Here is a 24,491-nt window from a genome sequence, read left to right as displayed (position 1 = left end):
CGCACTACGATTTGCCGATGGCAAAACTTGAACTGTCCCGTGAGCTGTCGCTGCCTCCCGCCGAAGCCTGGTCCCACGCATCGAATCTGACCGAGTTGGGCGACTGGCTGTCCCTGCATCAGGGATGGCGTTGTGAGATCCCAGCCGAACTCGAGGCGGGAATGACCCTGGTCGGGGTGGCGGGAGCCAAGGGCATGCGCAACCGCGTCACCTGGACAGTCCGCAAGGTCGACCCACCGACGCTGCTGGAGCTCACCGGGGAGGGAGTGGGCGGCACCAAATACGCACTGACCCTGGCGATCGCCCCGACGGCATCGGGATCGAAGTTCACCCTGCGGATAGACCTGGGTGGCCGGCCGCTGTTCGGCCCAATCGGGGCCACCGCGGCCCGCGCGGTCAAGGGCGACATCGAGCGGTCCATCAAGCAATTCGAAGCCCTGTACACCTGAGCCGTCAGTCGCCGCCCGCCCGGGCGTGGTAGGCGTCCCGGGTGGCCTGGTCTACGGCGAGATAGAGCTGCTCAGTGCGGGTCACCCGAGCGATGAGGCGGCGTGGGCCTTCCGGCATGGCCAGGGCTGTGCGCAACGCCCAACCCATTCGGCGCGGTACAAAGGATGTCGCTCGCCGCGTCCGCGCAGCTGCGACGACGGCCTTGGCGATGTCTTCGGGCTCCACTGATGCGAAGTGCTCCACGGCGCCCGGAAGCTGCACTCCGGCCGACAGTTCGGTGTGCACGATCCCCGGCAGAATCGCGCTCACGGTGATCCCGCGCGGCCGCAACTCCTCCCGCAATGCGGCGGTCAGGCCCACCACACCGAACTTGGTGGCGCAGTATGTCGCGACGCCGGGAAAGCCCGCGATACCGGCCATCGACGCGATGTTGATGATCGTTCCGCCGCCGCGGCCGGTGAAGCGGTCGGCAGCCAACTTGCACCCCAGGATGACCCCGTGCAGGTTGACGTCGATCATCTTGCTGACGGTCGCCGGCGATTCGGCAAGGAATTCGCCGGTGAGCATGACGCCCGCATTGTTGACCAGGACGTCGAGCGAGCCAAGCGTGGCCTCCGTGTCGTCCAGAAACGCCGAAAACGACTGCGGCGAGGTGACATCCAGAGGAAGCGCCACGACCTTGCCGGCGATCTGATCAGCCGCCTTCTTCGCCAACTCGACGTCGAGGTCACCGATCGCCACCTTGGCGCCCGCGGCTACGAAGGCGCGCGCAGTGGCCAGGCCGATGCCGCGGGCACCGCCGGTGATCGCAACGACAAATGTAACCGCTGACCGTCGGCCGCCGAGACACCAGATATCCATGACTACCACTTTGCACTTGCCGCTGCCGACCGAGAAGGTACGAGGAACCGATAAAAACTAGAAGTAGGCGATACCGACTTTGACCCCACTGCCGTCCAGTTCGATGCGTGACGATCGCACCAGCGATTCCACCCCGGCCTTGGATACTCAGCCCAGCTGATCGTAGTGCGGGGCGATCCGGATGAGCGGCGGCGGTGTCCTGAAACAGCTGACAGATGCTAGTGGCATTCCGGACATCGTCCGGTGTTCGTGCAGGCATATACTCTTATTCCTCAGCTGGCGTCGGCTTGGGCGACTGCGGTGCGCAGAAACTCACCCGCCGAGATCAAGCTGGCTGAACTCCCGTCGGAGTCGCGGGGCCAGAGCCAGTAGCCGTGCATCAGCTCCGGCCAGACTCGTTCCTCGCACCGACCACCGGCTGCGATCACCCGCGCGGCCAGTTCTTCGGCATCAGATCGCATGACTTCTCTAGTGCCGTAATGCAATTGGATTGGCGGAAGACCAGCGAGATCCGCATTCAATAGGCATAGGCGGGCGTCCTCTGGATCGTGATCGCCGAAATACAGCCCCACGGCACGGGCAGCGGCCCGTGGATCGAACGGTTGACGTCGAGTCCGCATGTCAACCATCGGCGCCCGGTAGGCAGGATCGACCAGCGGACCGAACAGGGCGGGCGCCGCCGGAACCGGCAACCCTTCTCGCCGGGCTCGCAACGCCAACGCCACGGCAAGGTGGCCTCCCGCCGAGTCTCCGGCTACCACAACCTTGCTCGAGTCGTAGCCGCGGCTGAGCAACCACCGGTATGCCGCCATCGCGTCATCCTCGGCCGCTGGAAACCGGTGTTCAGGCGCCAACCGATAGTCGATGACCAAGGCGGGCATGCCCGAATGCTGTGACAGCTGCGCCGCGAAACCACGATGGGTCCGCGCCGAGCAGATCAGGTAGCCACTACCGTGCAGAACCAACAGCACGCGATCGTTGTCGATGGCCGCCGGTGCACGCACCCACTCACCTTTCACCGGCGCGGATGCCGCGCCGACCTCAACACCGGGAAGCACCGGGCTGGCGGCGATGATCGCTCGGTCGGCCACCGGCCGCAGTCGGGCCAACAGCCAGCGGTTCGACAGCACTACGTTCAATGTCGCGGTGAAGACCACGCGCGACACGCGGCTATACGTGAGCCGATCAGCAAGAGTGATCGACCAGCGACGCAGTCTCACTGGCTCAGCAGCCCCTTGGCGATGTGGGTGACCTGAACCTCGTTACTGCCGGCGTAGATCATCAGCGACTTGGCATCCCGGGCCAGCTGTTCCACCCGGTACTCGGTCATGTAGCCGTTGCCGCCGAACAGTTGCACCGCCTCCATCGCGACCTCGGTAGCCGCCTCCGAGGAGTACAGCTTTATCGCCGATGCCTCGGCCAGCGTCGGGATCTTGCCGTGCTTGGCCTTCTCCAGCGTCTGGAACACCATGTTCTGCACGTTGATCCGGGCCACCTCCATCTTGGCCAGCTTGAGTTGGATCAGCTGGAATCCGCCGATGTTCTGGCCCCACAGGGTGCGGCTCTTGGCGTAGTCGACGCAGAGCCGATGGCACTCGTTGATGATCCCCAACGCCAGTGCGGCAACCCCGACCCGTTCGGCGACGAAGTTGGCCCGGGCACTGTCACGCCCGTCGCCGCCGGTGTGCTCCTCGGTCTCGCCCAGCAGCCGGTCACGCCCCAACCGCACGTCGTCGAAGAACAACTCGCCGGTCGGCGAGGAGTGCATGCCCATCTTCTTGAACGGCTTGCCCTGGGTCAGGCCGGGCATGCCGGCGTCGAGGACGAAGGTGAGCACCTTGCGGTTGCGCGGATCAGCGCCGTCCTGTTCATCCAGCTTGGCGTAGACGATGAGAGTGTCGGCGTAGGGGCCGTTGGTGATGAACGTCTTCTGGCCATTGAGGATGTAATCGTCACCGTCACGTCGGACGTAGGTCTTCATCCCGCCGAACGCGTCGGAGCCCGCATCCGGCTCGGTGATCGCCCAGGCGGCAATCTTTTCCAGGGTGAGCAGCTCCGGCAACCAGCGCTCCTGCTGCGCCAGGGTGCCGCGCGACAGGATCGTGGCGGCCCCCAGGCCGAGACTGACACCGACCGCGGCGACCAATCCCAAGCTGACACCGGCGAGTTCGCTGACCAGGATCAACCCCATCGAGGCCTGCGCACCCAGATCGCCGAAGCCGCCGTCGGACGACGCGGCCGGCTCACTCCCGGCTTGGCCTGCCTGCCTCGCGTGCGCCTTCTCCAGTCGGCTTTTGATGGCTTCCGCCGCGAGCACGTCAATCCCGAAGTCGGCGAACAGCTTCCGCAGGATCGGATAAGGCGGAAGTTCGCCGCTCTCCAGCGCGTCGAGGTTCGGCCGAACCTCCCGGTCGATGAATTCCCTAACGCTGTCCCGGATCAGTTCGTCGGTGCCGGACCACTCGATCATGGCAACCTCGCTGCGATGTCGTCGATCTGCCAAAGGCCGTCGGTCTCGATGGTCTCGGTGTCATGCCAGCCCTGCAAGGCCGAGATGGCACCGCCCTGCACCGCGAAGACCCGCCCGGTGACCGGGCACTTCTCGGTGGCCAGGTAGGCCACCAGCGGCGAGATGTTGGCGGGACTGAACAGGTCGACCTCGCCCTCCTCCGGCTCGGCCATCAGCGCACCCATGCCGGGTGTGGCCAGGGTGAGCCGGGTGCGGGCGATCGGCGCGATGGCGTTGACCCGCACCCCGTAACGGTCCAGCTCTTCGGCGGCGATCAGGGTCAGCGCGGCGATCCCGGCCTTGGCCGCACCGTAGTTGGCCTGGCCCGCGTTGGGCAGCGTGACTCCGGACCCCGAGGCGGTGTTGATCACCGCCGCGTTGGGCTGATCCCCGGCTTTGGACTGCGCCTTCCAGTACGCCGCGGCATGGTGCAGCATCGCGAAGTGCCCCTTGAGGTGCACGTTGATCACCGCGTCCCACTGCGACTCCGCCATGCCGGGGATAAACGCATCCCGCAGGATGCCGGCGTTGTTGACCAGCACGTCCAACCGGCCGAATTCGTCGATGGCCTGCTGCACAAGCCCTTCGGCGGCGTTCCAATCGCTGACGCTGTCGGTGTTGGCCACCGCCCGCCCGCCGGCTGCCACGATCTCGTCGACGACCTGCTGAGCGGTGGTGCTGTCGGAGCCCTCGCCGGCATTGGTTCCGCCCAGGTCGTTGACCACCACGGCGGCGCCTTCGGCTGCGAAGAGCAGGGCGTGTTCTCGCCCGATGCCGCGTCCGGCGCCGGTGATGACGGCGACCCGGCCTTCCAATACACCCATATCTGACTCCTTGTTGTCTCAGTCGGCGATGACAGCCAAGCCGTCAGTGATCGCCATTTCGCCGGCGCCTACGCGCGCGGTCTCGAATGCGTACGTCGTGGCGTCGTCGCCGCGATCGCTGGTCCAGATCCGGGTTTCCAGGTCGTCGCCGGGCAGCACCATCTTGGAGAACCGCACCGCTAACCGCCGTAGCCGGCTGACATCCGAGCCGGCCACTTCGGTGAGCACCGCCCAGGACGTGAACGCCATGGTGCACAGGCCGTGCGCGATGATCCCCGGCAGTCCGGCGTCGCGGGCGACTTCCTCGTCCAGGTGGATCGGCATCGGGTCACCGGCGGCCGGCCCGTAGCGGAACGTCTGATCGGCATCGACGTGCTGGACGACCTTGGCCACCGGCGCCTGCTCTCGCAGTGCGTCGTCGAACTTGTGTCCGGGGCTGAGTTCGCCGATCCGCTTGCCGGCATTGTGTCCGCGGAAGAAACAGGTCACGTATTGCTCGTTGACCAGTTCGCCTTCCTCGGTGCGACATTCGAGCAGAATCGCCGCGCGAGTGCCCTTCTCCAGCCCTTCGTAGCCGATCATCTTGCCGCGGGAGACCAGCTTGTCTCCCGGTCGGATGGGCCGGTGGAAATGAAAGTCCTGCTCGCCGTGCACCACCCGCGGGATCAGCTCGACCGGTGCCACCTCGACGGCTGGAACCAGCAGTGACTCGAATACCGGCACAATCCCAAACACCGGCGGGGCGAGATCGCCGCTGCGGTGCGCGGCGATCGGATCGTTGGTCGCCGCCGCGTACTCGACGATCCGCTCCCGGGTGACCTCGAAGCGGTCCTCATCGGACCACTTGTCCAGCCCGGCATCGTCGAACTGCAGATCATCGGCCACGTCAGGCCGCCGCCGACGCCAGTGCCTCAAGCTGCGCGAGGGTCTTGTCGAGTTGCTTGGCGCCGTCCTTCTCGACCGCCTTGCCCAGCGCACCCTTGATCAGCGCGCCCTCGAAGTCGCCGGCCACACTGAACTGGGAGCCGTCACCATCGGGTGTGACGGTGAAGTCGAAGCGGCACTTCACGCCCGCCATACCGGTGCCCGACAGCGTCAGACTGGTCGGGGCGTCCACCTTCTCGACGGTCCATTCGATCTTGTTCGCCATCCCGAGCATGACGATCTTGGCCGTCAACGTCGAGCCCGGTACCAGTGCGGCCGGTGGCTCGGTGAGCCACTTCTCGTGGATGGTGAACCACTTGTCCCAGCTGGACAGGTCGCTGATGGTGTCCCACAGCGCGTTCGGGCTGACGGCGAGGCTTTTCGTGGCTTCGATGTGTCCCATGATGTGTTCTCCTCGGTTGTCGATGGTTTAGCGTTCGGCGCGCTGGTAGGCGGTGACCACGGCGGCGCCGCCGAGGCCGATGTTGTGTTGCAGCGCGGCGGTGACGCCCGGCACCTGGCGCTTGTCGGCGTCACCGCGGAGCTGCCAGGTCAGTTCGGAGCACTGAGCCAGGCCGGTGGCCCCCAGCGGGTGTCCCTTGGAGATCAGGCCGCCGGACGGGTTGACCACCCAGCGGCCGCCGTAGGTGGTGTCGCCGTCGTCGATCAGCCTGGGCGCATCGCCCTCGGAGCAGAGTCCCAGAGCTTCGTAGAGCAGCAGCTCGTTGGCCGAGAAACAGTCGTGCAGCTCGATCACTTGGAAGTCTTCCGGCCCCAGGCCGGACTGCTGGTAGACACGTTGCGCGGCTTGCACATTCATGTCGTAGCCAATGAGGTTCTTGGCGCTGCCGTCGAAGGTGGAGCCGAAGTCGGTGGTCATCGCCTGCCCGACGATTTCGACGGCACGCCCGGCCAGGCCGTGCTTGTCGACGAACGCCTCGCTGGCCAGAATCGCCGCCCCAGAGCCGTCCGAGGTCGGCGAGCACTGGAGCTTGGTCAGCGGGTCGTAGATCATCCGCGAGCCCAGGATGTCGTCGAGGCTGTACTCGTCCTGGAACTGGGCGTAGGGATTGTTGACCGAATGCTTGTGGTTCTTGTAGCCGATCTTGGCGAAATGCTCGGCGGTGGAGCCGTGTTGCTTGATGTGCTCGCGGCCCGCGGCGCCGAACATCCACGGCGCCACCGGGAACAGCACCTCAGAGATCTCGGCCAGCGCGAGCACATGCTTTTCCATCGGCTGGGCGCGGTCGTCGTAGGTGGACCCCAGCGAGCCGGGCTTCATCTTCTCGAAGCCCAGCGCGATGGTGCAGTCGGCCAGCCCGCCCCGGATCGCCTGGGCAGCGAGGTAGAGCGCGGTCGAGCCGGTGGAACAGTTGTTGTTGACGTTGACGACCGGGATCCCGGTCAAGCCCAACTCGTACAGCGCTCGCTGCCCCGAAGTGGACTCGCCGTAGACATAGCCGACGTAGCCCTGTTCCACCTCGCGGTAGTCGATCCCGGCATCAGCCAGCGCCTTGGTGCCGGATTCCCGGGCCATGTCGGGGTAGTCCCAGGCCGATCCGTCGTCGTTTTGTCGCCGGCCCGGCTTCTCGAACTTCGTCATCCCGACGCCGATCACATACACCTTGTTCGCCATGGTTGCCTTTCGCCTCCGACCAGTGGCTAGAAACATACAGACCTGATTGCATCTTTACAAGGGTGCGCAGAGGGACGCCGTAAGAGCGAAGCTGCGGTGAGTTCTTGGCCCGGGAAGTCAGTCGGCTTGCGGCAAAACGCCGGCCGCCACCTGACGCAGGTGCACGCACGCGCGATCCCAGCGCCGCCGAGCGCGCTGCGGATCGTCGTCGACAAAATTCGACACCAGGATGCCGCGCAGCACGTCCATCGCGGTGAAGACGACGTTGCGAATCTCCTTCTGCGCCGGGTGCCCCGGCATCAGCTGGGCGATCGCGGCGACCAGAGTCCCGTTGACGACGCCTTCGACCCGCTCGATGTGTTGCGCCAGCACCCGGTCCGTGCGTGCGGCAACCCAAAGTTCCATGGTGGCAATGAACATCGGCCCCTGGTGGGCCTCCCACAGAAAGTCCAGGGCTGTTGCCACCGGGTCCGGAATCGACCGAACTTGGCCGAGTTCACGAATGGCGGCCTGGGTGCGCTGCTGGGCGAGATGCTCGACGGCGGCGACGACGAGGTCTTCTTTAGACCGGAAATGATGGATCTGAGCGCCCCGGGTAACGCCGGCCAATTCGGCGATACGCGGTGTCGTGGTGCCGGAATAGCCGTAGCTCACCAAGCAGTCGATGGTGGCGTCGAGCAGGCGGGTCCGCATCGCGGCACTGCGCTCGGCCTGGGTACGCCGCGCCGCAGGTGCACTACTGCTCGCAGTCATCCCGCCACCTCCACCAGTTTCCAACCGCAACTCGCGCGTCAGCATAACTGGCGGCGACACGTTTACATACCGTTCTCGCTGGCATGTAACTATCCCGGCGCGGCACTCACCAGAGCATGTGCACCTGTTCGGCCCAGCCAAGTAGACCGTCGACGGCCACACTCGCGCCGTCGTCGGTGCGAATCCGGCCGTCGTAATGCCCGAAACACTGATGGGTCCCCGGCAACGGTGACCGGTGATGGAACGGAGTGAACGTCAGCTCCACCTGATCGGAGTCGGGAGTGCGGATCGCCCACGGCCCGGGTATTCGCCGGTAGTGCCAGTCCAGTTCGGCGCCGATCTTGGACAGTCGGCCATCGACGCAGAGCGCATTTTCGGTGCTTGCGGTGCCGACTGTCCACTTGCCGCCCAGCTGCAGGCCGACCGTGTGGCCGTCGGTGTGCCCGGAGGCCGCACCCCAGTTCCACACGATGTTGGCCGGCCAGCGTCCGCGCCCGTGGTCGAGTACACCCCACCCGCCGGCGAAGTCGTAGGTGTCGTCACCGATCCGCACGACACCCGACGCCGGTCGCGCGGTGTGCTTGGCGGTGTACTGGAATCTCTTCTCGCTCCACGGCACCACCACCGCCAGCGTCTCGTGCCCGGGAGGCAGGGCCACAAACAGGTCGCCGGTCATCGGACCGGCAGAGGTCTTGCAGGAGAAGCGGATCCGCGTGCCATCGAGCTCGGTGGCGAGGTCGATCGCGACCAGGCCACGGGCGGCGGCCGGTCCATCGCCGAGGCTGGTGGGCAACGTGATCCCCCACCCGCCCGGGTGCAGACAACTCCGGCTCACCTCGCGCCCGGAATAGTCCAGGAGGAAGACGTTGCTCACCCCGAGGTAATCGAGGTCGGCGAGGGTGATCGCAACCAGGTGGGTGGGCGTTGTCACACACCAGTACTCCCACCGCTTGGTGCGGCCCCAGCCACGCAGATTGCAGCGGTGCAGCGGTGTTCGGGTCCAACCGACGGCGGCCGGGTTCAGCGATCCGGACGCATCGCACAGATCGACCGGCTTGATAATCTCGCGTTCCGCGGTGGCCATCGGCGGTCTAAAGCGTGGCCGGCCGGATGACCACCACCGACTTGGTCCGCTTGCCGGAGTCTTCGAGCAGCGCGATCACCCGGCCGTCGGGAGCGGCCGCGGCGTAGATCCCGTCGATGCCCGCCGGGGCCAACGGCCGGCCGTGGCTGACATCGATCGCCTCCTCGACGCCCAGGTCCCGGCGCGGAAAGGTCTGCAGGCAGGCCTCATCCAGGCTGTAGCTCAGCCGCGGGTTGTCCCCCAGCTCCTCGAGGGTGCGGGCCTGATCGAGACCGAAGCTGCCCGCGCGGATGCGGCGCAGCGCCGTCAGGTGCCCACCCACCCCCAGTTCGTCGCCGAGGTCGCGGGCCAGCGCGCGGATGTAGGTGCCCGCCGAACAGTCCACCTCGACGTCCAGGTCGATGAGGTCACCGGCTCGCCTGATGCCGGTCACCTCGAAGCGATCGACGCGCACCGGCCGGGCGGGCAGGTCGACCGCACGCCCCTCCCGGGCCAGCTGGTAAGACCGTTTGCCGGCGACTTTGATCGCGCTGACCGTCGAGGGCACCTGCAGGATATCGCCACGCAGCCCCGAGATCGCCTCGGCGATCTGCGAATCGGTGACGTGGGCGGCTGAAACCGTCTGCAGCACATCGCCTTCAGCGTCCTCGGTGGATGTGGTCTGACCCAGCCGAATGGTGGCGGCATAGGACTTCGCCGACGTGGTGAGCAGCCCCAGGATCTTGGTGGCCCGTTCGATGCCGATCACCAGCACCCCGGTGGCCATCGGGTCCAACGTGCCGGCGTGGCCGACTTTACGGGTCCCGAAGAACCTGCGGCACCGGGAAACGACGTCGTGGCTGGTGATGCCGGCGGGTTTGTCGACGACCACCAGGCCGGGTTGCACGCTCACAGCACGATCGCGGTCAGCACCAGCCCGCCGGTGACCGACCACCGCCCGCGCAGCTCGGTCAGCGGCGGACCGGACAGCGCCGCGGGGTCGATGAGGATGCGGGAGACAAACGCGCCGGACATCTGGCCGGTCAGCGTGAACGTGATGTGGGCGTCCTCGAAGCCCAACCACCGTCTGGTCAGCGGAAACCACACCTTGTAGGTGGCTTCCTTGGCGCAGAACAGGATCCGGTCCCAATGGTGACCGGTCGGCAAGCCGGCCAGTTCGGCACGCTCGGCGGGCAGACTGACGGCCTCGAGCACACCGTCGGGGAGCACATCGTGCGGTTCGGCGTCGATACCCACCGACCGCACCTCGGGGTCGCGGCCCACCACCGCACCGCGGAAGCCCGCGCAGTGCGTCAGGCTGCCGACCACACCGTCGGGCCAGCACGGCTCGCCCTTCTCCCCCTTGAGAATCGGCACCGGCGGCTCACCGAGCTCTTCCAATGCGAGCCGGGCGCAGTAGCGCACCGTGACGAATTCATTGCGGCGCTTGGCAACCGAACGCGCTACCAGCGGCTCCTCCTCGGGCAGCGGAGCCAGCCCGGGCGGGTCGTCGTAACGTTCGGCCCAGGCCAGCGACGGCGTGGGATCGAGCACCGTGTTCAGCAGTCTGCTCATCGGGACTGCCGCTGCCGTAGCCGTTCGGCGAACTTCGCCCTGGCCGCCCGCATCTCGTCGGTGATGATGAAGTGGCCACCGAACTCGTTGAGGTATCCCGGCGGATACTGCGGGTCGGGCAAGATCTGCCGCAGCCACCGGTGTGGCTTGCGGACCCGCCACTCCCGCGGGTAGCCCACCGAGACCTCCTCGAAGCGCACCCCGTCGTAGAAGGTGGTGCGCGGGATGTGTAGGTGGCCGTAGACCGAACAGGTCGCGTTGTAGCGGGTGTGCCAGTCGGCGGTCTCGACGGTGCCGCACCACAACGAGAACTCCGGATAGAACAGCGCATCGCAGGGCTGGCGCACCATCGGGAAATGGTTGACCAGGACGGTCGGTGTCATCCAGTCCAGGTCCTCGAGCCGCTTGCGGGTCACCGCGACCCGATCCCGGCACCAGGCGTCCCGGGTGCCGTACGGCTCCGGAGACAACAGGAACTCGTCGGTGGCCACCACGTTGTTCTCGCGGGCAACGGCCAGACCTTCGGCCTTGGTGGTCGCGCCCGCCGGCAGGAACGTGTAGTCGTACAGCAAGAACATCGGGACGATGGTGGCCGGGCCGCCCTCCTCGGTCCAGAGCGGGAACGGGTGCTCGGGGGTGATGACCCCCATCTGGTCGCACATGTCGACCAGGTAGTCATAGCGCGACCGGCCGAACACCTGCATCGGATCCTTGGTGGTGGTCCACAGCTCGTGGTTGCCGGGCACCCAGATCACCTTGGCGAACCGTTTCCGCAGCAGGTCCAGGGACCAACGGATCTCATCGGTGCGTTCTGCGACGTCACCGGCCACGATCAGCCAGTCGTCGGGCGTCACCGGGTGCAGCGACTCGGTGACCGGCTTGTTTCCCAGATGGCCGGTGTGCAGGTCGGAGATCGCCCACAGGGTCGGCCCGTGCGAGGCCCGCGGCTCGGGGATGGTCACGATCGTCCAGCCTAGCGATCCCCTCCGTCCAGGCCGCCGGGGGCAAATTGGAACGTGTTCTCGCTTTTGCTGCAGTAGCTGGAGCCACAACTTGTACACTCCCGGGGAAAGTCCGGCGGAAGCGAGGAGTGGCATGCTCACCAAACTGCGCCTTGCCACGGCGTTCGGCGCGCTGGCGATGGCCATCGTGATGGTCTGGCAGCAGCCGCCGACCGGCGACGGCGCAGCCGCAGCGGGGGCGCACGGGGTGCAGTTGCGCTCCACGGCAGCACCGCTGGCCCCGCCGCCCACCTCCAGCAAGCCGGTCAACCTCACCAATCCCCGCCCGTTCGACGCCTGCGAGGACATCCCGCTCGACGTGATCGCCCAGCTGGGTCTGGCCTTCACCCCGCCCAAGCCGGTGGAGGGCGTGCGCTGCGAATTCGACGCCGGCAACTACCAGATGGCCGTCGAGACGTTCGTGTGGCGCAGCTACGACGAGTCGATACCGGCCGACGCGATCGAGATGGACATCAACGGCCACCGCGCGGCGCAGTACTGGGTGATGAAGCCCACCGAGTGGAACAACCGCTGGTGGTTCTCCTGCATGGTGGCGTTCAAGACCAGCTACGGATTGATCCAGCAGTCGCTGTATTACTCGCCGGTGTACTCCAACCCCGACACCGACTGCCAGACCGAGAACCTGATGCGCGCCCACCAGCTGGCGCCGCACTACAAATACTGATCCGGGTGACCACGGCCCGCCGCCTCACCGGTCCCCTCCTCACCGGTCCCCGCCTCACCGACGTCGTCCTGAACCGGGCGGCGCTGCGGCGGCTGCCCGCGCCCACCACCGGCTACACCGTGCACCGGGAGGCAGTCCCGATGCGCGACGGCGTGGTGCTGCGAGCCGAGCGCTATCAGCCGACCGGCGACGCGGTCGGCACCCTGCTGGTGCGCTGCCCCTACGGCCGCGGTTTTCCGTTCTCGCTGGTGTTCGCCCGAATATATGCCGCCCGCGGCTATCGGGTGATCCTGCAGAGTGTGCGCGGCACGTTCGGCTCGGGCGGCAGCTTCGAGCCGATGGTCCACGAGGCCGCCGACGGCGCCGACACCGTGGCCTGGCTGCGCACGAGGGCGTGGTTCACCGGTAGGTTCGGCACCATCGGGCTGTCGTATCTGGGATTCACCCAGTGGGCGCTGCTGGCCGATCCGCCGCCGGAGTTGGCGGCGTCCGTCATCACCGTCGGGCCACACGATCTGTACCAGTCAACCTGGGGCGCAGGGTCATTCGCACTCAACGACTTCCTGGGCTGGAGCCACATGATGGCCCATCAGGAGGACCGGCCGCGAATCCGGGCCGGAATCAACCAGCTCACCGCCCAGCGAAAGGTCCGGCGCGCCGCGGCCAGACTGCCGTTGGGGGCCGCGGGGCGGGCACTGCTGGGCGACGGGTCACCCTGGTACGAATCCTGGGTCGAGCACCCCGAGCGCGACGACCCGTTCTGGGATCGGTTGCGCCACCCGGCGGCACTGGAGCACTCGCGGGTCCCGATCCTGCTGCTGGGCGGCTGGCAGGATCTGTTCCTGGATCAGACCCTGGCCCAGTACCGGGCGTTGCGCGACCGGAACGTCGAAGTGGCGATGACGATCGGCCCGTGGACGCACACCCAGATGCTGACCTCCGGTCTGAGCCGGGTCACCGCCGAGTCGTTGCAGTGGCTGGAGACCCAGCTGCGGGGCTCGACCACATCGGCGCGGCCGAGCCGGGTACGGATCTTCCGTACCGGCAAGGGCTGGGAGGACCGACCGGATTGGGCGCCGGCCGCTGCCACCGACGCCTGGTACCTGCAGCCCGGCGGCCGGCTCGCCCCGGGCGCACCCGACCCGGCTGCTCCGGCGGCGTCGTTCCGGTTCGACCCGACCGACCCGCCGCCCACGATCGGGGGTCGGCTGCTGTCCCCGGCCGGCGGCTACCGCAACGACAACCGGCTGTACCGTCGCGACGACGTGCTCGGCTTCACCGGCGAGGCATTGACCGAGGACCTGGACGTGTGCGGGGTCCCGGTGCTGGAGTTGGACCACAGCTCCGACGTACCGGACGTCGACCTGTTCGTGCGGGTCAGTGAAGTCAATCGGAAAGGCCGCTCGGTCAACGTCACCGACGGCTACCGCCGGTTGCAGCACCACACCGGCCGAGTGCGTATCGAGTTGGACGCCATCGCGCACCGTTTCGCCGCCGGCTCCCGGATCCGGGTGCTGATCGCCGGCGGCAACCACCCGCGGTACGCGGCGAACCTCGGTACCGGAGAAGCGCCGATCAGCGGCACACGGGTGCAGCCGGCGACGCACACGGTGCGGTTCGGCGACTCACGGTTGCTGCTGCCCCGCGACCCCTGAGACGGCCGGCCGACCGTTATCGCTGGCCGCGGACCGCAGCGGCGGCTTTGACCAACAGATCCGACATCAGCCGCTGCGGATCCAGCTGCCGATCCGCGCTGCCCATGACGACGATCGACGTTCGATCGTTGAGTGCCGCTGTGTAGAGGTAGTCGGGATCCTCCTCGGGATCGGCGACGGAGAGCTTGACTCCGGTTGTGGTGACGCCGGCGATGGCGGGTGCCGGTATACGGTCCACGGTCCCGGTCGCCTCCGGCGAACCGGACAGCGAGATCCGGTCGCAACCTGCCGGATCATCGCCGGCTGCAATCGGATTCGGTGACCGCAGGGCGACGACATACATGTTGCCCTGGTCGCCCTGCCCGATCACACCGGCGGCTTCGGTCCCGGCCTTCGGATCGACGTAGGGCGGGATGACCACCGACCGGCACTGCGGCGGCTCGACCGTGGCGTCGGTGAACGCGGCGACCGCCGACCCGGCGATGTCCTGCTCCCCCAGCGTCTTGGCCGGGTGCGCCTGCACGGCGAAGCCCGCCGGGAAGTCGTCCTTGACGGCGTCGACCCGCGAGATGTCATACGCTGCAGCGTCCTGCGCTGCCGGCGCGGCGGCAGGCCGCGGCGCAGCCGAACCCGCCGGGGCGGACTCCACGCTGCGGTCGCACCCGGCAAAAATCGCCGCCACGCCGAGCACCGTCATCAGCGCCACGCCGTGGCGGGCGGCGCCGCGCCGCCCGCCGTCAGCATTGCGCGAGGCCCGCATCGCGGTCACCACCACCACCACCAGCGATGCCACCAGTGGTGATGGTGATGCCACCAGTGGTGGCCCCACCACTGCGGCATCGGCCCGGATTGCCGGCCGGCGGCGAAGTTCGTCGGCACACGATCGGTGGCCAACCCGCTTACGGCCGTGATCGGATTCGCGCGCTCGACCTGGACCGTGGCGGGCGGGTCGCCGACCATACCCGGGGCGGCCTGCGCCGACGCTGCACCGCCGACGAGCAGTGCGCCGGCGACCGTGGCGGCACCGATCGCACCGGCCGCCAGGCGGCGGCATGAATTCGTGGATATCGACATTTCACCCTCCTCATTCGAGGCCTCTCCGGATTACTTTTCCTTATATTGCGACGCTAGCACCGCATCAAGCCTCGAAACAATGGCAAGAAGACATTTTCTACGCCGCGGCAGATAACCGTTTCGTTGGCGCTGCCGAAGGAGGTGAAACAGCTTATATGCAGGTAGTACCTGATCTACTGATCTACTGAGCCACTGATTCACGCATGCCCGTATTTAATGATTTCACCCCCGGCTACAGGTTTCTGATCACGCTTTGTAATGACCTCTACTAATTGCTTCCTGACCGCGATCGATGGCGACCGAATTCGCGCGGTGATAAACCAGTGCAACCACCGATCCGACCGCTCCCCGACGCTTGCGCGGCAGGCGGGCTAGTCTGGCGTCAGTATCAGAGTGAGGCCCTACCAGAGACAAAGGTCCACATGATGAGCGCTGCCAGCGACCCCCTCGACAATCGCGGTCTCGGCGTCCAGGCACCCGACTGGTCGCCGGCACGCGAAACCGGCATGAAGCCGACCGAGCCGATCCCGCTGCGTCAGACCCGCACCCGTCGCACCGTCGACCTGTCGCCGGCCCAGCACCGCGGGCTCGATCTCTGGCAGCGGGACGCCGCCGACCGGGTGGGCTGCGCCCGCATCACCGGGCAGGAGGTCATGACCGCTCTCATCGACCAACTGCTGGCCGACCCCGACCTGTCGGCTCAGATCATCCGCACCCTGCGGTCCCGGCGCTAGGCACCTGCGCGCCGGGCGGCTGGCCGCCAGCGGGCTGGACCCCGACGGCCGGTTGGTGCTGGCACTGGTCGAGCGCGACCGGGCAGGGGTGAGCATCGGCGAGGACTGGTCGGCGAACGCCCGCACACACAGCGCGCACGATCCGGTGGACTTGTCAGCCCACGGTGTCGCGGACCCGGGCGGTCACCGCCTCGAGCTGTTCGGTGGTGAGCACCGGGTCGCCCAGCTCAGGGTCGGCGATCGGTAGCCGCACCCAACTGTTGCAGCCGGCATAGTCGGGGCTGCGCGCCAACCGCACCGGTGCGGTCAGCGGAAACACCTGGACCACCAGCGCCGTCAGCCGGTGTCTGGGCCGGAAATCCAGCCGATCGGCGCGCACCGACTCGGCGGTCCAGATATGCAGGTCGGAGATGTCCTCGAGGGCTTCTGGGCGCTCAACGGGCAACCTTGCGACCACTTTCGCCGCGGCCCGCACCAGCACCTGGTCGCCGGTGGAGTCGCCGACCGCCGCGGTCAACAGGTCACGGTGTTCGGGGCGGACCCGCTCGGCGTGACTGTGCACCGCCGTCGGGAACAACAGGAATTCGTCAGCGGCGACCTCGAACCGCTTTTCGTGGATGCCGCCCTTGCGCAGCAGGATTCGTTGCCGGCCGCCCAGCAGCGCCGCGACGACGGCACTCCACTCCTTCAGGGCCTGCATTCCGCCCAGCGTAGTCGGGGCTACGGTGAACCGGTGAGCGACGACATGCTGCTGGTCCAGACACAAGACCGCATCCGTACCCTGACACTCAACCGTCCGCAGGCCCGCAATGCGCTCTCCCGCGCGTTGCGTGACGCGGTCTTCAGCGCCCTGGCCGAGGCCGACGCCGACGACGGCGTCGACGTGATGATCCTGACCGGCGCCGATCCGGTGTTCTGCGCCGGCCTGGATCTCAAGGAGTTCGGCGATTCCGATTCGACTGCGCTGCCGGATATCTCACCGCAGTGGCCACCGCTGACCAAACCGGTGATCGGGGCGATCAACGGGGCCGCGGTGACGGGCGGGCTGGAGTTGGCGCTGTACTGCGACCTTCTTATCGCCTCGGAGCAGGCTCGCTTCGCCGATACCCACGCCCGGGTCGGGCTGATGCCCAGCTGGGGGCTGAGCGTACGGCTGCCGCAACGCGTCGGGGTGGGCTTGGCCCGCCGGATGAGCCTGACCGGCGATTACCTGAGCGCCGCCGATGCACTACGGGCCGGCTTGGTCACGCAGGTGGTGCCGCACGCCGAGCTGCTGGACACGGCGCGTGGGGTGGCGGCCTCGATCGTCGGCAACAACCAGGCCGCGGTGCGCGCCTTGCTGGCCGCCTACCACCGCATCGACGAGTCGCAGACCGCCACCGGGCTGTGGATCGAGGCGATGGCCGCCAAGCAGTGGCTGCAAACGGTGAGCTCCGCGGACGTCTCCGCCAACCGGGCCGCGGTGCTGAAACGCGGGCGGGCGCAACTGCATTGACAAGACACGTCCCGGGCGGTGTCGCCATACCGCCCGGGACGTGTCAGTCGAGGCGAACTGCTAGAAGTCGAGCCCCAGGAACGCGTCGCCCGGATCCAGCAGCGCCGAGGCGTCGAAACCGCCGAACAACGAGCTCAGGTCGAAGTCGCCGAACGGGGTCACGAAGACGTCCGAGACGGTGCTGTCGGCACCGTCCAGACCCGGGATCGCCGAGTAGACATTGGCGAATCCGCCGCCCAGGTTCAGCACGCTGTACACCGAACCCAGCTCCGGCAGGTCCGCGGCGTCACCGTCACCGGGCGTCACCCCGTCGATGACGAACTCGGTGGTGGTCAATCCCAGTAGCTGCGTGACGGTCTCCTGGGCGTGCGCGGTGCCGAGCAGCTCGGTCCCGTCGTAGATGTTGAAGTCCTGCGACGTGATCGGCAGCGGGAAGTACGTGCCGCCCAGGTCGACGCCCGGCGTACCGCCGCCGATGTTGAGCAGCGGCAGCGCACCGACGGTCTGGAAGACCGGCGCGAATCCCGGGGTGGTGTCGGCTCCGGATCCGGTGAACGGGTCGAAGGTGGTACCGCCGATGGTGAAGGCGTCCTCGCCCACGGTGCTGTCACTCAGCGCGCCGAACGCCGCGCCCGGGTCCAGGCTGATCCCGTCGCCCATGCCGGCGAACAGCGAGCTCAGGTCCATGCTTCCGAACGGCGTCACGAAGGTGTCGGTGACGGTCCCGTTCTCACCCGGGGTGGCGACGTAGACGTTGGCGAAACCGCCGCCGAAGTTGAACGCGTCGTAGATCGTTCCCGCTGCCGGCAGTCCGTCACCGGTCTCCGAGCCGTCGGTGACGACCAACTGGGTGTTGGTCATGCCCAACAGGTTGGTGACATCCACCGCGGTGTTGATGGTGCCGATCTGGGTGGCGTCGTCGCCGGTACCGCTGTAGACGTTGAAGTCCTGCGAGGCGAGACCGCTGCCATGTTGGCTGGGGTCACCCAGCGAGGCGCCGCCGATGGCCAGGAAGGGCCCCGCGCCGCCGAGCGCGTTGATCGCGGCGAAACCCTCCTGTGCCGAGTCACCGGTTCCGGTGAAGGGGTCCAGGGTCAGACCGCCGATGGCGAAGGCATCCTCGCCACCGCCGGATGCCCCGGCCTGCAGCGCGGCGAACGCGTCACCGGGCTGCAGCGGGTCAGCCGCGTTGATACCGGCGAACACCGAACTCAGGTCCATGCTGCCAAACGGCGTCACGAAGGTATCGGTGACGGTTCCGTCCTCGCCCGGGGTGGCGACGTAGACGTTCGCGAAGCCGCCACCGAAGTTGAAGACGTCGTAGACCGAGCCCTCGACGGGCAGATCCGCCGTCGATCCGTCTGCCGCCGTGACGTCGGTGACGGTGAACTCGGTGTTGGTGAAGCCGGCCAGGTTCGTCACGACCACGCTGGAGTCGATGCTCCCCAGATTGGTGCCGTCTGTCCCGAAGACGTCGAAACTCTGCGGCGCGGTGGGCAGCTGTCCCCCCGGGCTGCCACCACCGAGCGTCAGCAGCGGCGCCGACCCGGTGAGCGGGTGAACTAGGGAGAAGCCCTCAGCCGCCGAGGAGCCGCTTCCGGTGAACGGGTCGAACGTGAAGTCGCCGATGGTGAAGGCGTCGGCGCCGGTGGCGCTGGGTGCCACACCGTCCGCGTCGGGGCCGGCCATCGCGACCGCCGCCTGCAGGAACGCCGCGGTCACCAGCCCGCCGCCGGCCGCTAGACCGGCGGCAATCAACCGATAATGCATCATCTGCGTGTGTGTCCTTTTCTGCTGCGTTTCGGGGGGTCGGTGACCCACGTCGTGCTGGACACGGCGTGTGTCACCGTTAACAACGGGCGAAACGCTACTCGCCAGTAACCTAGATGTATAGATAGCCAACGCAAATTTTTTACATAGTTTGGACAGTCATAGGCTTATTTGTAATGCCGTGGTGGACGACTGCCTGCCGTGCCGGAACGAGGTCCGCGGCCGGCCCGTGACGGCCTACCTGATCGCGCGGATGACCCGGCAGGGATTCCCGGCAGCGAACGCACCCGCCGGGATGTCGCGGGTCACCACGCTGCCGGTGCCGATGACGGTATCGGCCCCGATCGTCACCCCCGGACAGACGATGACGCCGGCCGCCAACCAGACGTTGTCGCCGATGGTGATCGGCGCCGCCGACTCCCAGCCGGCCCGCCGGGCGGCGATGTCGTCGATCGGGTGCAGCGCCGTGACCAGTTGGGCGCGCGGGCCGATGGACACGTGGTCACCGATGGTGATGGGCGCGCAGTCGAGCAGGATCGCGTCGTAGTTGATGAAGCAGTTGGCCCCGATGTTGATGTGGCTGCCGTAGTCGCAACAGAATCGCGGCATGATGACCGACGCTTCCCCGAAAGCTCCGAGCAGTTCGCCCAACAGCTCCCGGCGGCGGTCTTCCTCGCCCGCGCAGGTGTCGTTGAAAGCGGTCACCAAGCGCTGACATGCCTGCCGGTCGGCGACCAGCCCGGGGTCGTCCGGGCGGTACAGCGCCCCGCTGAGCATCCGATCCCGTTCACCGCTCATGCCCGCCGATCCTACGGCCGGCCGGCCCGCGTCCATCGTCCCGAAAGCGCCCGCCACCCGACGAACACCAGGCGCAGCACGATGAATGTGGTCAGCCCCGACCAGATCCCGGCCAGTCCCCAGTCCAGCATCAGTGACAGCCAGGTCAGCGGCAGGAAGCCGGCCAGCGCGCTGATCACGGTGGCCGTGCGCATGAACGCGGCGTCACCGGCCCCCAGCAACACCCCGTCTAGGGCGAAAACCACTCCGGCGATGGGCAATTGGGCTACCAGGAACCACCACGGCACCGCGACCGACGCCAGCACCGCGGCATCATCGGTGAACACTCCCGGCAGCACCGTGGACCCGGCGGCCAGCAACGCTGCCAGCACCGCGGCGGCGACCGCCGAGAACACCGTCACCCGGGCGGCCACCGATCTGGCGTGCCCGGCCGCGCCGGCGCCCAGGGCCGCGCCCACCAGCGCCTGCGCGGCGATGGCCAGTGAATCGAGCACCAACGCCAGAAACGTCCACAGCTGCAGCACGATCTGATGGGCGGCCAGCGCTGCGGCCCCGAATCGCGCCGCGACCGCGGCAGCCGATACGAAACAGGCCTGGAAGGCCAGCGAGCGCACGATCAGGTCGCGACCCATCAACACCTGCGCCCGCAGCACCGCGCCGTCGATCCGCAGTGGGATCCGCTCGGAGCGCAGAGCACGCAGGAACAGCAGCGCGGCGAGCCACTGGCCGGCACAGTTGGCCACCGCCGACCCGGGCAGTCCCCAGCGCGGCATACCGAGGCCGCCGTAGACCAGCAGCGGGCACAGCAACGCCGAAAGCGCAAAACCGGCAACCACATAGCGGGGCGGTCGCACGGTGTCCTGCACGCCGCGCAGCCAACCGTTGCCGGCCAGCGACACCAGGATCGCCGGGGCGCCCAGGATCGCGATCCGCAGCCACCCGCAAGCGGCCGCGGCGATGTCGTCGCGGCCGGCAATGGCCGATACCAGCGGTACCGCCGCGGCCTGCACCACGACCACGATCACTGCTCCCAGACCCAGTGCCAGCCAGGTCGCCTGGACCCCCTCGGCGACCGCTGCGGCGCGGTCGCCGGCACCGTAGTGACGTGCCGAGCGCGCGGTGGTTCCGTAGGACAAGAAGGTGGCCTGCGAGGCCAGCAGCCCCAGGATCAGCCCGCCGATGGCCAGCCCGGCCAGGCCCAGCGCGCCCAGCCGGCCCACCACCGCGGTGTCGAACAGTAGATACAGCGGCTCGGCGGCCAGCACCACCAGCGCCGGCAGTGCCAGCGCCGTGATCTGGCGGGCGCCCGCCGGCGTGCCCTCGATCATCAGTCCAGCGCGGCGACCAGGGCGGCGACCACGTCCTGCGCTCCGCCGGTGGCCGTGTACCCGGCGGCCAGCCGATGCCCGCCACCGCCGAACGAAACGGCGACGGCGCTGAGGTCGACCGCCGACTTGGCGCGCATCGACACCGCCCAGCAGCCCGGCTCGACCTCCTTGAACACCGCGGCCACCTCGGCCTGCTGGGTGGTCCGCACGATGTCGACGATGCTCTCCACCTCTTCGGGCCGCGCGGCGGTCCACTCGGCGTTGTCGACCACGGCATAGACCAGCCCGCGCCCACGCACCGCGTCGGGCAGCAGCCGGGCGTCGGCCAACACCCGCGACAGCAACCTCAACCAGTCGAACGGGTGGGTGTCCATCACGGTGCGGGTGATCGCCGCGTTGTCCACCCCGGCGCCCACCAGCCGGGCCGCCAGCCGGTAGGCGCGGGCAGTGGCCCACCGAAACGAGCCGGTGTCGGTGGCCAGCCCGGCATAGAGGCAATGCGCCACGTCCGTGTCGATCGGCTCACCCCAGGCGTCGATCAGCTCGGCCACCAGCATCGTCGTCGAATCCGCTGACGGATCAACGAAATTCGCCGTCCCGAACAGCTGATTGGAGACATGATGGTCGACCACCAGCAGCTCGGGGCAAGCGGCTGCCAGCTGCTGCAGGGCACCGAGCCGATCGGCGCTCGAGACGTCCACCGTCACCACCAGGTCGGCGTCGGCGCGTAGCGCCTCCGGACTGACCAGCAGCTCGCCGCCCGGCAGCGATTGCAGTGACTGCGGCAGCTCCGACGGACAAGCAGGACGGGCGAAACAGACCTGGACCTGCTTGCCGCGCCGTCGGAGGACCATCGCGAGCGCCAGCGCGGCACCGATCGTGTCGGCATCGGGATGCACATGGCAGATCACCGCCAGCGTGTTCGCGCCCGCCAGCAGCGCCACGGCCCCGGCGGCGTCGACACGCCGACCCCTCACCGGCGGCTCAGTCGCCGGATCGCTCACCGTGACCGCTGTCTTCGGCGCCCGATCGGCCGGGCGCCTCCCGGTAGGGGTTGGGGTCCCCGACCGGCTGCTTGCCTTCCCGTATCCGGGCCAGGTCCGCGTCGGCTGCCTGGGCTGCAGCCAGCAACTCCGACATCCGGTGTGCGGCGTCGGGCACGGTGTCGCGAACGAAGGTCAGGGTCGGGGTGAAGCGCACTCCGGTCCCGGCGCCGACCTTGGAGCGCAACACGCCCTTGGCCCCGTCCAGTGCGGCGGCCGCGCCACCGTAGTCGGGGTCCTCGTCCAGGGACCGGCCCATCACCGTGTAGTACAGCGTGGCGTCGTGCAGGTCGGCGGTCACCTTGGCGTCGGTGATCGTGACCCCGGCCAGCCGCGGATCCTTGATCTCGTACTCGATCGCCGAGGCGACGATCGCGGAGATCCGCTTGGCCAGCCGGCGCGCGCGTGCCGGGTCAGCCATGGCTAGGTCCGTGCCTTCTCTACGAGCTCGTAGGTCTCGATGACGTCGCCTTCCTTGATGTCGCTGTAGGTCAGCGTCAGACCACATTCGTAGCCGTCGCGGACCTCGGTGACATCGTCCTTCTCCCGGCGCAGCGACGAGACCGTGAGATTCTCGGCGACCACGACCGAGTCGCGCAGCAGCCGGGCCTTGGCGTTGCGGCGCATGATGCCGGAGGTGACCAGGCAACCGGCGATGTTGCCGACCTTCGAGGATCGGAAGATCGCGCGGATCTCGGCGCGCCCCAGCTCCTTCTCCTCGAAGACAGGCTTGAGCATGCCCTTGAGCGCGCTCTCGATCTCCTCGATCGCCTGGTAGATGATCGAGTAGTACCGGATCTCCACACCCTCGCGGTTGGCCAGCTCGGTGGCCTTGCCCTCGGCGCGCACGTTGAACCCGATGATGATCGCGTCCGACGCCGATGCCAGGTTGACGTTGGTCTCGGTGATGCCACCGACACCGCGGTCGATGACCCGCAACTGCACCTCGTCGTCGATCTGGATACCCATCAGGGCCTCTTCCAGCGCCTCGACGGTACCGGCGTTGTCGCCCTTGAGGATCAGGTTCAGCTGACTGGTTTCCTTCAGCGCCGAGTCCAGGTCCTCCAGCGAGATGCGCTTGCGCGACCGTGCGGCCAGCGCATTGCGCTTGCGGGCGTTGCGCTTGTCGGCGATCTGGCGGGCGATCCGGTCCTCGTCGACGACCAGCAGGTTGTCACCGGCGCCGGGCACCGAGGTGAACCCGATGACCTGGACGGGCCGCGAGGGCAGCGCCTCCTCGACGTCGTCGCCGTGCTCGTCGACCATCCGACGGACTCGGCCGTAGGCGTCGCCGGCGACGATCGAGTCGCCGACCCGCAGCGTGCCGCGCTGGATCAGCACGGTGGCGACCGGGCCGCGACCGCGGTCCAGATGCGCCTCGATCGCCACACCCTGGGCCTCCATGTCGGGGTTGGCCCGCAGGTCCAGGGCGGCGTCGGCGGTCAGCAGCACCGCCTCCTCCAGGGCCTCGATGTTGGTGCCCTGCTTGGCGGAGATATCGACGAACAGCGTCTCGCCGCCGAACTCCTCTGGCACCAAACCGTATTCGGTGAGCTGCCCGCGGATCTTGGCCGGGTCGGCGCCCTCCTTGTCGATCTTGTTGACCGCCACCACGATCGGCACATCGGCGGCCTGGGCGTGGTTGATCGCCTCCACCGTCTGCGGCATCACACCGTCGTCGGCGGCCACCACCAGGATGGCGATGTCGGTGGCCTTGGCACCGCGGGCGCGCATAGCGGTGAACGCTTCGTGGCCCGGGGTGTCGATGAAGGTGATCAACCGCTCGGAGCCGTCGAAGTCGACGGCCACCTGGTAGGCACCGATGTGCTGGGTGATGCCGCCGGCCTCGGCTTCGCGCACATTGGCCTTGCGGATGGTGTCCAGCAGCCGGGTCTTGCCGTGGTCGACGTGACCCATCACCGTCACCACCGGCGGGCGGCTCTGCAGGTCCTCCTCGTCGCCTGAGTCTTCGCCGTAGGAGAGGTCGAAGGACTCCAGCAGTTCGCGGTCCTCGTCCTCGGGCGAGACGACCTGCACCACGAAGTTCATCTCGCTGCCGAGCAGCTCGAGGGTCTCGTCGCCGACCGACTGGGTGGCGGTGACCATCTCACCGAGGTTGAACAGCGCCTGCACCAGCGCGGCCGGGTTGGCGTCGATCTTCTCGGCGAAATCGCTCAGCGACGCACCGCGGGCCAGCCGGATGGTCTCGCCGTTGCCGTGCGGCAACCGCACGCCGCCGACGCGGCTAAACGGGAAGCCGACGCCTACCGCGGCGACGACCCGCGGCCGCTGGGGGGATACGCGGTGGTGTTG

The 24,491-nt window shown here is 67.8% G+C and carries 25 protein-coding genes and 1 pseudogene; 5 read left to right on the top strand and 21 right to left on the bottom strand.

The genetic code is table 11. The features are described from left to right. The first annotated feature begins 17 nt into the window (after positions 1–17). A complete protein-coding gene (locus tag ACAG20_RS17195; RefSeq protein ID WP_370493437.1) occupies positions 18–449 on the top strand; it encodes an SRPBCC family protein in 432 nt (143 codons plus the stop codon). Between the two features lie 4 nt (positions 450–453). Here the strand turns inward: ACAG20_RS17195 and ACAG20_RS17190 are convergent, their stop codons facing one another. The 12 genes from ACAG20_RS17190 to ACAG20_RS17135 form a co-directional block, all read right to left on the bottom strand. Continuing rightward, the gene (locus ACAG20_RS17190; RefSeq protein WP_370493436.1) at positions 454–1,311 is read right to left on the bottom strand and encodes an SDR family oxidoreductase; all 858 of its coding nucleotides are present in this window, start codon (positions 1,309–1,311) and stop codon (positions 454–456) included. A gap of 272 nt (positions 1,312–1,583) precedes the next feature. Beyond that, entirely contained in the window at positions 1,584–2,531 is a 948-nt protein-coding gene (locus ACAG20_RS17185; protein WP_370493435.1) for an alpha/beta hydrolase, read from the bottom strand. Beyond that, entirely contained in the window at positions 2,528–3,781 is a 1,254-nt protein-coding gene (locus ACAG20_RS17180; RefSeq protein WP_370493434.1) for an acyl-CoA dehydrogenase family protein, read from the bottom strand. The genes ACAG20_RS17185 and ACAG20_RS17180 overlap by 4 nt, the downstream gene beginning before the upstream one ends. Then, positions 3,778–4,644: an SDR family oxidoreductase gene (locus ACAG20_RS17175; protein WP_370493433.1), complete on the bottom strand. Its 867-nt coding sequence runs from the start codon at positions 4,642–4,644 to the stop codon at positions 3,778–3,780. Before ACAG20_RS17175 ends, ACAG20_RS17180 begins: the two co-directional genes overlap by 4 nt. An 18-nt stretch (positions 4,645–4,662) precedes the next feature. Further along, on the bottom strand, positions 4,663–5,529 hold the full coding sequence (locus ACAG20_RS17170; protein ID WP_370493432.1) for a MaoC/PaaZ C-terminal domain-containing protein: 867 nt from the start codon (positions 5,527–5,529) through the stop codon (positions 4,663–4,665). Position 5,530: 1 nt separating this feature from the next. After that, a complete protein-coding gene (locus ACAG20_RS17165) occupies positions 5,531–5,971 on the bottom strand; it encodes an SRPBCC family protein (RefSeq protein ID WP_370493431.1) in 441 nt (146 codons plus the stop codon). Between the two features lie 27 nt (positions 5,972–5,998). After that, positions 5,999–7,204: a lipid-transfer protein gene (locus ACAG20_RS17160; protein ID WP_370493430.1), complete on the bottom strand. Its 1,206-nt coding sequence runs from the start codon at positions 7,202–7,204 to the stop codon at positions 5,999–6,001. Between the two features lie 117 nt (positions 7,205–7,321). Continuing rightward, positions 7,322–7,957 carry a TetR/AcrR family transcriptional regulator gene (locus tag ACAG20_RS17155; RefSeq protein ID WP_370493564.1) on the bottom strand — a complete coding sequence of 212 codons (636 nt, stop codon included), beginning with the start codon at positions 7,955–7,957 and terminating at the stop codon, positions 7,322–7,324. 106 nt (positions 7,958–8,063) lie between these two features. After that, complete coding sequence (locus ACAG20_RS17150; RefSeq protein ID WP_370493429.1) at positions 8,064–9,041, bottom strand: DUF2804 domain-containing protein; 978 nt, start codon at positions 9,039–9,041, stop codon at positions 8,064–8,066. A gap of 7 nt (positions 9,042–9,048) precedes the next feature. Continuing rightward, positions 9,049–9,933 carry a tRNA pseudouridine(55) synthase TruB gene (gene truB, locus ACAG20_RS17145; protein WP_370493428.1) on the bottom strand — a complete coding sequence of 295 codons (885 nt, stop codon included), beginning with the start codon at positions 9,931–9,933 and terminating at the stop codon, positions 9,049–9,051. After that, the gene (locus ACAG20_RS17140; RefSeq protein WP_370493427.1) at positions 9,930–10,595 is read right to left on the bottom strand and encodes a 4'-phosphopantetheinyl transferase; all 666 of its coding nucleotides are present in this window, start codon (positions 10,593–10,595) and stop codon (positions 9,930–9,932) included. Before ACAG20_RS17140 ends, truB begins: the two co-directional genes overlap by 4 nt. Beyond that, entirely contained in the window at positions 10,592–11,557 is a 966-nt protein-coding gene (locus ACAG20_RS17135) for a metallophosphoesterase (RefSeq protein WP_112685883.1), read from the bottom strand. Before ACAG20_RS17135 ends, ACAG20_RS17140 begins: the two co-directional genes overlap by 4 nt. A gap of 133 nt (positions 11,558–11,690) precedes the next feature. Here ACAG20_RS17135 and ACAG20_RS17130 point away from each other — a divergent pair, with 133 nt between their 5' ends. Together ACAG20_RS17130 and ACAG20_RS17125 are read left to right on the top strand one after the other, a co-directional pair. Continuing rightward, a complete protein-coding gene (locus tag ACAG20_RS17130; protein WP_370493426.1) occupies positions 11,691–12,281 on the top strand; it encodes a DUF3558 domain-containing protein in 591 nt (196 codons plus the stop codon). After that, positions 12,281–13,936, top strand: coding sequence for a CocE/NonD family hydrolase (locus ACAG20_RS17125; RefSeq protein ID WP_370493563.1), 1,656 nt, complete (start codon positions 12,281–12,283; stop codon positions 13,934–13,936). The genes ACAG20_RS17130 and ACAG20_RS17125 overlap by 1 nt, the downstream gene beginning before the upstream one ends. A gap of 16 nt (positions 13,937–13,952) precedes the next feature. Here ACAG20_RS17125 and ACAG20_RS17120 read toward each other — a convergent pair whose 3' ends face one another. Together ACAG20_RS17120 and ACAG20_RS17115 are read right to left on the bottom strand one after the other, a co-directional pair. After that, complete coding sequence (locus tag ACAG20_RS17120; protein WP_370493425.1) at positions 13,953–14,729, bottom strand: DUF5642 family protein; 777 nt, start codon at positions 14,727–14,729, stop codon at positions 13,953–13,955. After that, positions 14,702–15,010, bottom strand: a complete 309-nt coding sequence (locus ACAG20_RS17115) for a hypothetical protein (protein ID WP_133258982.1) — start codon at positions 15,008–15,010, stop codon at positions 14,702–14,704. Before ACAG20_RS17115 ends, ACAG20_RS17120 begins: the two co-directional genes overlap by 28 nt. A gap of 425 nt (positions 15,011–15,435) precedes the next feature. Between ACAG20_RS17115 and ACAG20_RS17110 the strand changes: the two genes are divergently transcribed. Next, positions 15,436–15,744 (top strand): hypothetical protein, encoded by a 309-nt coding sequence (locus ACAG20_RS17110; protein ID WP_370493424.1) that lies wholly within the window; start codon positions 15,436–15,438, stop codon positions 15,742–15,744. A 154-nt stretch (positions 15,745–15,898) separates the two neighbouring features. On the opposite strand, the gene ACAG20_RS17105 is transcribed toward ACAG20_RS17110, so the two are convergent. Beyond that, positions 15,899–16,444 carry a DUF1802 family protein gene (locus ACAG20_RS17105; RefSeq protein ID WP_370493423.1) on the bottom strand — a complete coding sequence of 182 codons (546 nt, stop codon included), beginning with the start codon at positions 16,442–16,444 and terminating at the stop codon, positions 15,899–15,901. A gap of 33 nt (positions 16,445–16,477) precedes the next feature. On the opposite strand from ACAG20_RS17105, the gene ACAG20_RS17100 reads away from it, so the two are divergent. Continuing rightward, the gene (locus ACAG20_RS17100; protein WP_370493422.1) at positions 16,478–17,239 is read left to right on the top strand and encodes an enoyl-CoA hydratase; all 762 of its coding nucleotides are present in this window, start codon (positions 16,478–16,480) and stop codon (positions 17,237–17,239) included. 60 nt (positions 17,240–17,299) lie between these two features. Here the strand turns inward: ACAG20_RS17100 and ACAG20_RS17095 are convergent, their stop codons facing one another. The 6 genes and pseudogenes from ACAG20_RS17095 to infB form a co-directional block, all read right to left on the bottom strand. Then, positions 17,300–19,012 (bottom strand): hypothetical protein, encoded by a 1,713-nt coding sequence (locus ACAG20_RS17095; protein ID WP_370493421.1) that lies wholly within the window; start codon positions 19,010–19,012, stop codon positions 17,300–17,302. Between the two features lie 234 nt (positions 19,013–19,246). Beyond that, positions 19,247–19,807, bottom strand: coding sequence for a sugar O-acetyltransferase (locus ACAG20_RS17090; RefSeq protein ID WP_370493420.1), 561 nt, complete (start codon positions 19,805–19,807; stop codon positions 19,247–19,249). A gap of 11 nt (positions 19,808–19,818) precedes the next feature. Beyond that, entirely contained in the window at positions 19,819–21,135 is a 1,317-nt protein-coding gene (locus tag ACAG20_RS17085) for an MATE family efflux transporter (RefSeq protein WP_370493419.1), read from the bottom strand. Beyond that, entirely contained in the window at positions 21,135–22,112 is a 978-nt protein-coding gene (locus ACAG20_RS17080) for a bifunctional oligoribonuclease/PAP phosphatase NrnA (protein ID WP_370493418.1), read from the bottom strand. The genes ACAG20_RS17085 and ACAG20_RS17080 overlap by 1 nt, the downstream gene beginning before the upstream one ends. A 7-nt stretch (positions 22,113–22,119) precedes the next feature. After that, the gene (gene rbfA / locus ACAG20_RS17075; RefSeq protein ID WP_370493417.1) at positions 22,120–22,599 is read right to left on the bottom strand and encodes a 30S ribosome-binding factor RbfA; all 480 of its coding nucleotides are present in this window, start codon (positions 22,597–22,599) and stop codon (positions 22,120–22,122) included. Between the two features lie 2 nt (positions 22,600–22,601). Further along, positions 22,602–24,419 (bottom strand): annotated as a pseudogene (gene infB, locus ACAG20_RS17070) (translation initiation factor IF-2); the annotation flags it as partial. Positions 24,420–24,491: the final 72 nt, after the last annotated feature.

It is taken from the genome of Mycobacterium sp. pW045 (genome assembly GCF_041287085.1).
Taxonomy (GTDB): Bacteria; Actinomycetota; Actinomycetes; order Mycobacteriales; family Mycobacteriaceae; genus Mycobacterium; species Mycobacterium algericum_A.
Note: the sequence above shows the minus strand (reverse complement) of the source record. Positions and strands in the feature narration are given on the sequence as shown.